We start from the raw sequence: 9,253 nt of genomic DNA, 5'->3' as shown, positions 1-9,253 counted from the left end.
CGTGATCCTGCCCGGAATTTGAACGAGTGGCCCCCTGGCCTTGCCCGACGCGGGCCCCGGCCCGGGGAGGTGGGTAAAGCCCACGGAGCCGACCGCCCCCACCTCCGGGCCTGCCCCCGGCCAACTGCCCGCCGTCGCCTCGCCGTCGGCCTGACGCTCGCCGGGCGGGCGCGTCCGGCTTCTCCTCGCTTCCGGCGTAACGCTGCGCTGTTTTCTGCGCGGCCTGGTCGCTGGCCGGCCCGCGGTGGCGGAGCCGAGAGCGGGCCGGGTGGGCGGCCGTGCCGCGCGCGACCCGCGTCAGCGGGTCGCCTTGAAGAGGCCGCCCGATGACCGCGCCCAAGCACAAAAAGGCCCGCGCCAACGGCGAAGGAACCATCTACCAGCGCCAGGACGGCCGCTGGGAAGCCGCCAGCTACGTCCTCGCCGCCGACGGCACCCGCAAACGCGTCCGCGTCTATGGCAGCACGCGGAGAGAGGCGGCCGACAAACTCGCCGAGAAGATCGCCGACAGCAACCGCGGCCTCCCCGTCGCCACCGCAGACAGCACCCTCGGTGACTACCTGACCTACTGGCTGAACGGCGTCGCCGTGCACGGGCTCCGCGAGAACACTCACACCCGCTACGCCACCTGCATCCGTCTCCACCTCATGCCCGGCCTCGGCACCAAGAAGATCGCACGACTGACCGCGAAGGACGTACGCACGTTCCTGGACCGGCTCCGCATCACCTGCCAGTGCTGCGCCCAAGGGCTCGACACTGAACGGAAGGCATGCTGCGCCATCGGCGAGTGCTGCCAGAAGCAGTTGTCTCCTTCGACTGTGATGTACGTGCACTCGGTCCTCAAATCGGCGCTGGAGCACGCCGTCCGGGAAGACGAGCTGCCCCGCAACGTCGCCCGGAACGTCAAGACCGCTGCGCCCCGGCCCAGACGCTTCCGGCCGCTCACTTCGGCCGAGGCCCGGCAGTTCCTCGACGCCGCCCGCGCCGACAGGCTCCACCCGCTGTACGAACTCGCCCTGCGCACTGGCCTCCGCAAAGGCGAACTCCTCGGCCTCCAGTGGGAAGACCTCGACCTCATCAGTGGAACCGCCAGCATCCGGCGCTCGCTCCAGCGCACCCGCACCGGCGGTCTCACCCACCTGCCCACCAAGACCCGGGCATCCGAACGCCGTATCGCGCTCCCGACCGAATGCATCCACTCCCTCAAGGAGCACAAGCAGCACCAGGACATGGAGCGCAAGACCGCAGAGTCAGCCTGGCAAGACAGCGGCCTCGTCTTCACCACGCCCACCGGCCGACCTCTCGACCCGGCCAACCTCACCCGCCGCTTCCGCAGCTTCCTCGATTGGGCCGGCCTCCGACGCATCCGCTTCCACGACCTCCGCCACTCGACCGCCACCCTGCTCCTAGAACAAGGCGTCGACCTCGTCGTCATCAAGGAACTCCTCGGCCACGCCCACATCGGCGTCACCGCCGGCGTCTACGCCCACGTCCGGCTCCGCCTCCAGCGCCAAGCCATCGACACCCTCGGCAGCGCACTCAGCCCGACCGAGGACAACCCTGGCGACCTACCCGCCGCAGCCGTCGTCCGCTGACGTTGCCGTCAGCGTTGCCGTCACTGCCCTTCTGTAAGGTCTGTGGGGGGGCCTGAATTCACATGAAGCAGAGCTCGACATTCTTTTGAACGCAGACCTTGAGCACAGTGATCAGATCGCGAGCATTGCTGATGTCTTCCTTCATGTCGGAGTCGTGTGATCCACTCGACAACCACACGCTCAAAACGTCCTCAAGTCGTGGCAAAATTTCCCGACATTCTTGCGATGTCAGTGATCTTCCGTGATCATCCGGGTGATTGAGCAGGGGCTCAAGGACAGTGGTGACGTCATTCCACGCCACGTGGCCGCCAAACCCGCTCATATCTCCCAACTGAAATCCTTCAGCTAGCGCAAGCCGTCTGCGGAACTGGGCGAAACTCCCGTAAGAAAAACACGCATCCGGCCCGTCGACTTCTCCATCATCTGGAAACAGGCACAACCCCACTGTAGTTCCTATCTCGCTAGCAACCGAGCGCCCCCCTTCCCCACGTGTAGCTGAGGAAGGGGGGCGCAACCGTATGGAAGGGGGCGGCGTTGACCAGGACAAAGGCTTCGATCCTGAAGCTTCAACCCACAGTCGGAACGGTGGAGCCCCGATCCTGAACCACTACATTACCGTCATGACCTCGGCATTACCTGCCACGGGATCCCCTTCTTATCGAGCCAGGTCGTGATGGGCGCCGGAATCGGATTCTCCGAGATGATCCGATAATCAATTCCACGCTCCCGCGCTATTGCGATCTTCTCACCCTCTACGCCCTTAAACTTCTCTAGGCGCTTAGGGTTTGCCAGCGTGTCTTCCCAGAACCTTCCAGACTTCGCTTCGTACCAAGTACCGCGGCCCGTGACAGTGTCGATAAATGCACCATCAAACTGGCGCTTACCTTCCTTGAAGCCGCCCCCGCCGCCAAGCTGCTGGACGAGATTCACTTCGTAGGAATCCCCGGCTTCTTGCGCCAGCCGGCCACCACTGACCCCACCTGCGGGACAGTTGTGAACGAGTACCGGAGTCTTGCCCGCCAGCACATAGTACGTGTGGAAGTCGTTGACCGTGAGGTTGTGAGTGGTTACTGCGTAGGGGTAGTTGCGCTTGGCCTTGACTGTGAGGGTGGTGCCATCGGGGCGGCGGAGTTGCTCACCCGGGTTGAATTCGCCCGCGTCAACCCACTGGCGGCGGGTCTCGTTCCAGTGCGGGTGGTGGAACGTGGAGGTGAGGTCGGCCGGCGGGGCCCGGGGGTTGGAATCGTCGGTGAGGGTGAGGTCCGTGAACTCCTTGTCGTCGGGGGTGGTGATGGTGGCCGTGACCTGCTGGGGACGGGTCTCGCCCGTCTGGGGGTCAGTGGCGAGGACGGTGTCGCCGACGCGGACGTCCTGAATCTCCTTGGTGGAGCCGTCGGCCATCTGGACCCGGGTGCCGGTCGGGAAGCTGTTGCGCTTGACCTTGCATGACGTTCCGGCGCTCGACTCCGCGCCCCCGCTGCTGTGGGATTCGGCCGAGCCGGAGCCGGCCTCCGCGTCCGCTGTCTCGCGTGTGGCTTTGGATTCCGTTCCCGCGTTGTCGGTGGCCGATTCCTTGCCGGCTTTCTCCGATGCCGACTGGGCTGCCTTGGCTTCGGCGTCGCGGGCCTCCTTGGCCGCCGTCTTGGCCCGGGTCATGGCGGAGGCCGCGTCCGTGACCTCGCGTTCCGCTGCGTGGACGGCGTCGTAGGCCTTGTTCAGCTCCTTGTAGATCTTGAAGGCTTTGATGCCGACCTTGATGGCCTTCGCCACTTTGCCCCACGGGACGGCACCCAAGGCCGTGTTGATGCACGCCATGACGTCGCCCTTGGTGAAGCAGTCGCGGGCGTCGTTGTAGCCGATCAGGTCGCCTATGAGGTTGACGACCTCGTGGATGAGGTGGTCCCGCCGCTGCTTGGCCTTGTTGAGCTTGTTGTGGGCATTTCGCAGCCTGGTCTCACCGTCGTCAGAACCGCTGCTGCCGCCGCTGTAGATGAAGGGCTTGTCCAGGCCACGGGCCTTGTTGTTGGCGCACTCTGTCGGGTTGTCACACGCGTTCTTGAGCCCGGTGGGGTCTGATGAGTTGACAGGATTGTTGTTGGAGTACGCGTAGGCGTTCCATTGCTGGGGGTCGCCGGGGTCGATGATCGGGTCGGGGCTGATGAAGCGGCCCGTCGTCGGGTCGTACTCGCGGGCGCCGAGCAGGGTGAAGCCGGTGGACTTCTCCTTGGTGCCGCCCACGAAGCCCTTGTCGCCGGCCCAGGTGTCCGGGGCCGGCGGAGTGCCGCGGTCGTTGCCGAAGGGGTCGGAGGCGCGACGGACGTGGGCGAGGTCGGTGGCCTTGAACTGGACACCGCCCGTGCCGTGGTGGTCGGAGCTCTGGTAGGTGAGTTCGGACTCGCCGCCCTTGGTGGTGCGGGTGACGGACAGGCCGCCGGGGGCCGCGTAGGTGCGGACGTTGGTGATCTTGCCGGTGGTGGTGTTGAGGGTGATCTGGTCGGTGCCCAGGTTGAGGGTGGTGCTGTCCGGGTCTCGGCGGATGAGCTGGTTGCCGCCCGTGTCGTAGAGGTAGCTGGTGTTGCCCTTCTCGCCGGTTCCGGTGATCTTGTCGAGCTTGCCCTGGTCGTTCCAGGTCAGCGTCCGGGTACCGGGCGTGTCGGTGACGGAGGCGGTGTTGCCGCCCGCGTCGTACGTGTAGGACGTGACCTTGGTGCCGCCCGGGCCGGTTTCGGTCGAGGTCATCAGGGCGTGCGGGCCACCCGTGCCGCCGCCCGTCTTCGGGTCGGTGGAGGGGGTGTTCTGGCGGCCGCCGAAGGTCTGGGTGACCGTCGTGTCCTTGGCCGCGTTGCCCGTGACGTCCTTGCGGACCAGCTTCTTGCGGTTGCCGATCAGGTCGTACTCGTACTGCTGCCAGTACGGTGCGGGGCCGCCCACGCTGGGCTTGCCCGCGGCGTCCACCGCCGGGCCGTTGGCGTTGGCGCAGCCGCCGATACCGCGGACGCTCGGCTGCGGGGCCGTGGTCTGGGTGCCGGTGTCGGTCCAGGCCTGGGTCAGTCGGCCGAGGTAGTCGTGCGTGAAGCACTGCAGGTCGCGCTGGGCGCCGTCCTGTGTGTTGCCGATCGAGGTCAGCTGCCCGACCTGGTTGTAGGTGTAGTCGACCACGTCGACGCTCGCGGTCACCGCGGTCTGCTTGTCGAGCGTGGAGCGGAGGGGGCGGCCGGTCGCGATGTCGTAGTCGAGCGTGGAGACGATCTGCTTGCCGGCCTTGCCGACCGTGGTGCGGACGACCTGGCCGTAGGGGTCGCGCTGCAGGTCCACGACGTACGGGGACCGGGTCGTGCCGATGGTGCCGTCGAAGGAGACGAGGTTGCCCGCCGTGTCGATGGAGAACGTCAACGTCTCCGCCGACAGACCTGCCTCCGGGACGGCCGGCAGGGCCGTGGTCGCCAGCTGCCCGTAGGAGTCGTAGGTGTTCTTGGACTCGTAGGTGCCCGCAAGCCCCTTCTCGACCGCGGGGATCGTGGTCCTCGTACCGAGCGGGCGGTAGCCGGCGTCGTACCCGATGACTTCCGAGACGTAGGCGCTGCCGGCGGCCCCGCCGACGTAGCGGGTGCTCGTGGAGGGCTTGCCCAGGGCCTTGGTGTCGTAGGTGAAGCCGCCCACCTGTTTGGCCGGGTCGACGGCCTTGCCCTCGTACGTGGCCACGGTGCGACCGAGGAGGTCGACGAGGGTGGTGGCGCTCTTGCCCCTGCCGTCGGTGACGGTGGTGAGGTTCTTGCTGTCGTCGTAGACCGTGGTGCTGGTGCCCGAGTCAGGGTCGGAGGTCTTCACCACCCGGCCGAGGAGGTCGTAGGCGAAGGTCCACTCGTTGCCCGCGGCGTCCTTGCGCCGGAGCTCCTTGCCCTGCGCGTTGCGCTCGTACGTCGTCTCGTCGTACGGGCCGGTGGGCGTGCTCGACTTGTACTGGCGCAGGAACGACGTGGTGCCGTTGGCGACGGTCGCCGTCGCGTATCCACCGTTCGGCGGGATCGTGCGGGTCTCGTCAGCGCCCGGGTACTCCGTCCGCGACCGCCACTGCTCCACACCGTACGACTGCAGGACGGACGCCGTGGCCCGTCCCAGCCCGTCGAAGACGGTGATGGTCTGCGCGGGCAGCTTGCTGTCCGGGTTGACACCGCCGTTGGGCAGGAACAGCGCCCCGGACGGGCCTGCCTCGTCGTTGTAGTAGGCGGCGCTGGTCTTCACCTGCCAGCCGTGCGAGTCGAAGAGCGCATCCGTGATCAGTCGTCCGGTAGTGCCGGAGACCGGGTTCGCCTGTGTCTGGCGGATGCGGCCCAGGCCGTCGTAGATGGTGTAGCTGGACGTGTACGACTTGTCGTTCATGAGCGCTCGGCTCAGGACGCTGGACGGCGCGTTGGTGCCGTTCATCGCGTACGAGTACTTGCGTACGGGCAATGCGCCGTTCGCCCGTTCCTGGCCGGGCTGCCAGATGTCCGTGACACGACCGAAGGCGTCGTACTGGCGTTCGGCGACGTGCTTGTTCTCGTCCGTGGTCTTCAGCGGGAGCGAGCGGCCGGGGTCGAGGGTCGTGGTCGTCTTCCAGCCCATCGGGTTGGTGTGGGTGACCGCGGTCGGCAGGCCGCCGGTGGCCGGCTTGTACTCGGTCGTCGTCACCGCGCCGTCGGGGTGGGCGGCATCCTTGCGGACCTTGTTGGTGTTGCTGGTGACACGGCCGTACGCGTCGTACGTGGAGGTGGAGTTGAGCCGGTAGACCGGCTTGCCCGCGTCGTCGTACTTCTCCAGGACCGCGACGCCCGTCTGATCTCCGGTCGCGCCGGCCTGCTTGGCGGGCTGGCCGTCGAAGTAGGTGAGGGTGTCGCCGACCGTGTTCGCGGTGGTCGGGGTCTGGCCGCAGGCGCCCGTGAGGACGAGGGTGCGGGAGACCAGCTCGGTCGGTGCGCCTCCGGGGCCGGCCGCGTACTCGAACTCGGTGCACAGGCGTTGCTCCGGGCGGGCCAGGTCCTGCTTGTCGTCGACCCGGACCGGGCGTGACAGGAGCGTGTCGTCGTACTCGGAGGTGCGCTCGCTGGTGCGCCAGGTGCCGTCGGCCAGCTTGGCCCGGCTCGTGACCTTGGCCGTGTTCTGGGCGCGGGCGGTGATGGCGGGCATGCCGCCGGACTGGGCCCGGGTGGCCGTGACGTTCTTGCCGAGCAACGGCGTGGTGACCTCGTCGGCCACGACGGAACCGCCGTCGCGGTCGTAGGTCTCGGTCTGGAGGACCCGTCCTGACAGTGCCTCCTCGTCCTTGATGGTGCCCCCGTGGGCGTCGGTGAGGGTGACGCTGCGCTTGCCGCCGCCGGCGAGGGCGTCGCCGTCCATGCCGCGCAGGTACGTGGTCACGGTCTTGGTCCGCGGCGCCTCGGCGGCGTTGCCGTTGCCCGTGCGGGTGGTGACCGTGGCGTAGCCGCGGAACTGGTCCCAGGTACGGGACTTGGGGTCGGCGAACTCGGAGTCGTTGCGGTGCCAGGCGATGCCGCCGCCGTACTCGTAGTCGGTCACGGTGGTGACCTGGCCGGCGACCATGTCCTGCTGGGTGACCGACTGGACGACGACCTTGTGGAACCAGTCGTGGACCGGGTCTTCGTAGGACTGCTTCGGCAGGTACCACTTGACCGGCATGCAGGCCATCGTGTTGCCGTCCTCGGACGACGGCATGGTGCCCTTGACGCGGGAGCATTCGGGAGCCTTGTACACGACGTTGATCAGGCCGCCGGTCTCGGTGGTGATCTTCTGGATGCGCGGCCGGTTGTAGCGCGGCGCCGAGGCTTCCGTGCCGTCCGGGCGCTTGACCACCCCGTCGACGCGGTTGGGAATCTGCAGCGGCTCGAACATCACCGGCGGCAGCTTCTGTTCCTTCTTGCCGTTGGAGGCCCGGCGCTCGATCGAGTCCAGCCAGAGGGTCGGCGACGAGCCATCACCAGGGTCCTGGAAGGACTGGTGGAGGACGTAGGAGTCGACCCGGCGGTAGCCGGTGCCCGCCAGGACCTCCGTGTGGATCTTCGTGAGGCGCTTGGTGGTGAAGTAGGTCGGCGACAGGTTCAGGCACTGTCCGGTGGCTGCGCACTCCTGGTCGACAGGGGTGTCGGCCCAGGCCTTCGTGTTGGCCTTGGTGCGCTGGGCAGGGTCGCAGGTGATGGCGCCCGCGGCGAAGCAGCGCTCCGCGGTCTCGAACAGGATCTGGGCGGCGGGCTCGGCCGCGCCCTTGGCCGCGATCTGCTCGGGCAGGCGCTGGCCGTAGCCGATCCAGGTCGGGTAGCTGCCGCGCTGGTAGCGGGTCGGGGTGCCGTTGCCGTTGTTCTGGCCGCCGCCGCGGCCGTAGTGGTTGTCCTCCTGCTCGTATCGGTAGCTGGTCAGGTTCTGGTGCGGGTCCACGACGTAGTCGAGGTTCCACTGCCAGCCGAGCTGCTGCCAGGTGCCGTTCGCCGGGGCGTCGGCGCCGAGGCACTTGTCCTGGCCACTGTTGAAGTAGACCGGCACGGTCGAGACCGACTTGGCCTCGGGGTCGGTGCCGTCACCGCCGGGGAGGCGGTTGGAGCCGAAGTAGTACTGGGTGCCGTCGGTCGTGGTGACCTTGAAGGCTTCGCCCTTCCAGGCGGAGTTGCGCTGGCCGGTGAGCCGCTCGACCTTCGTGCCGTCGTCGTTCTGCAGGCGGTAGACGCAGGTGGCGTCGTCGCGGACGATCTGCCCGGAGTGGCCGGCGAGGTTCAGGGACAGGATGTCTCCGGCCCAGCACTCGTCGCCGGACTCCTTGATGCCGGCGTCCTTGCACTGCTTGTACGAGCGGGAGATGGAGCCGGGGCTCCAGTCCCAGCCCTCGCCGATCGGGCCCGCCTGCGCGTTCGTCGACGCCGTACGCCCGTCGACGGAGGACGAGTCGTAGCCGAGGGAGATGCTCGGTCCGGCGCCGGCGATGCCGTTGGGTACCTCGACGGTGTAGCCGTAGGTGAAGTTCGCGGCGTTGGCGCCGGCCTGCCAGGAGGCGGACGGCTGTAGCGGGGTGGCGGTGTAGTCACCGCTGGCGCCCCGCGGGCCCGCCTCGACGGCGATGGCGATGTCCTGGGGGGCTAGCACCTGTGGGGCCACGGGTGCTGACTTGGCGCCGCTGGCCCGACCCTTGGCATGGGCCGAAGCCGTAGGAGTCCCGGGCACGTCGACCTGGGCGACCAGCCGCCCGGAGGCGTCGCGGCGCGAGTTCAAGGGTGTGCGGGTGTTGCAACCGGGCGCACCGGGGGTGGTCAGGGCGCAGGTGGGCAGCTGCACCAGTGCCGCGCGGTCGGCCCAGTTGGCGCCGGCGGCCTTGGCCCACGTCGAGATGTCGAGACCGACTTCGACCTTGCCCGTCGGAGCGGTTCCCGGGGCACTGCTGAGGGCGACGAGCGCGCCGTTGACGCCGGCCGCGCGGGCCTTGGCCGGATCCTTCACCTCGACGTGGATGGTCGGGTCCTGGCCGGAATCGACCGCCGATCCCCCCATCACCTGGCTGGAAAAGGCGGCCGAATGGTTCGCGCCATTTACAGATGTAATCCAGACGGGGAGTTTGCCCGCTTGAACTGCCCCCTCCCCTGAAACCCCCCGGGCACGACCCTTGGAATCAAGGGAGA

General features: G+C 67.8%; 3 protein-coding genes. 1 reads left to right on the top strand and 2 read right to left on the bottom strand.

From position 1 onward, the window contains the following. The first annotated feature begins 326 nt into the window (after window positions 1-326). Window positions 327-1,595, top strand: a complete 1,269-nt coding sequence (locus tag ACFV7Q_RS12375; protein ID WP_385427276.1) for a tyrosine-type recombinase/integrase — start codon at window positions 327-329, stop codon at window positions 1,593-1,595. A gap of 58 nt (window positions 1,596-1,653) precedes the next feature. On the opposite strand, the gene ACFV7Q_RS12370 is transcribed toward ACFV7Q_RS12375, so the two are convergent. Next, on the bottom strand, window positions 1,654-2,040 hold the full coding sequence (locus tag ACFV7Q_RS12370) for a hypothetical protein (protein WP_385427273.1): 387 nt from the start codon (window positions 2,038-2,040) through the stop codon (window positions 1,654-1,656). 173 nt (window positions 2,041-2,213) lie between these two features. Further along, window positions 2,214-5,975, bottom strand: coding sequence for a polymorphic toxin-type HINT domain-containing protein (locus tag ACFV7Q_RS12365; RefSeq protein WP_385427278.1), 3,762 nt, complete (start codon window positions 5,973-5,975; stop codon window positions 2,214-2,216). Window positions 5,976-9,253: the final 3,278 nt, after the last annotated feature.

This window comes from Streptomyces sp. NPDC059851, from assembly GCF_042732005.1.
In the GTDB taxonomy this organism is placed as follows: Bacteria; Actinomycetota; Actinomycetes; order Streptomycetales; family Streptomycetaceae; genus Streptomyces.
This window is presented reverse-complemented; position numbering and strand designations above follow the sequence as displayed.

Coding starts and splice junctions, on each gene's coding strand:
- ACFV7Q_RS12375 (WP_385427276.1), top strand. CDS start 327: ATGACCGCGCCCAAGCACAAAAAGGCCCGCGCCAACGGCGAAGGAACC.
- ACFV7Q_RS12365 (WP_385427278.1), bottom strand. CDS start 5,975: ATGAACGACAAGTCGTACACGTCCAGCTACACCATCTACGACGGCCTG.